This is a genomic window from Ventosimonas gracilis, assembly GCF_001580025.1.
GTDB lineage: Bacteria > Pseudomonadota > Gammaproteobacteria > Pseudomonadales > Pseudomonadaceae > Ventosimonas > Ventosimonas gracilis.
In genome coordinates, this window is record NZ_LSZO01000097.1 from 1 (window position 1) to 647 (window position 647).

A 647-nucleotide genomic window follows, 5' to 3' on the forward strand; every position below is an offset into this window, starting at 1 on the left:
TAGCGTCCGTTTCATGACCACCTCCTCGGCGGTCAGTAAAACCGGACAGTTCATTTGCTACTGATGCGGACAGATTACTTATCACTGACATCACTGCTGCCTTGTTGTTGACGCCGCGTATGGGGGCGGCCAGTTTTATTGTCTACGTGATTGCAGGGCAGATGCTGACCTCGTTGTTGATTGACCATTTCGGATTGGTCGGCTTGACCGTGAAAGAGGTCAACCTCGGCCGCATTGGCGGCGTGGCGTTGATATTCGTCGGCATGCTGCTTGTGCAATGGTCTACGACCAGAGGGGGTGCGCCATGAGCCAAAAACTTTTCGCATTCAGCGTTCTGTTGATATTGGCGTCTGCTGTAGCGATTGTCACTGGCTGGCAAGTTCCGGGAACGGCGGATGAAAGTGCAGCCGCACATGGCCGTCGTTCAATGTCTGGTAGCGTTTGGGCTGCTCCGCCGCGAGACGGCAGCAGGCTTTGCTGGTGCGTATGGGCATGGGCGCTGCGCTGTTTTCCACGTTTCGCATACGAATAACTCCGCCTCGCATAGGCTTTAAAAATAAGGGTCTTAGGAAGCAAACATGTTTTTATGGCATGATAACTTCCTGATATTACTGGTAAAAATAGGTACTTCAAACGTTCGAAAATCA

2 protein-coding genes are annotated in these 647 nt (G+C 51.8%); one reads left to right on the forward strand and one right to left on the reverse strand.

What is annotated here, in order from left to right; genetic code table 11:
* Positions 1–101 precede the first annotated feature (101 nt).
* Entirely contained in the window at positions 102–308 is a 207-nt protein-coding gene (locus AXE65_RS13255; RefSeq protein ID WP_275574855.1) for a DMT family transporter, read from the forward strand.
* 57 nt (positions 309–365) lie between these two features.
* Here the strand turns inward: AXE65_RS13255 and AXE65_RS13790 are convergent, their stop codons facing one another.
* Positions 366–524, reverse strand: a complete 159-nt coding sequence (locus AXE65_RS13790) for a hypothetical protein (RefSeq protein ID WP_160330591.1) — start codon at positions 522–524, stop codon at positions 366–368.
* Between the last annotated feature and the right edge of the window lie 123 nt (positions 525–647).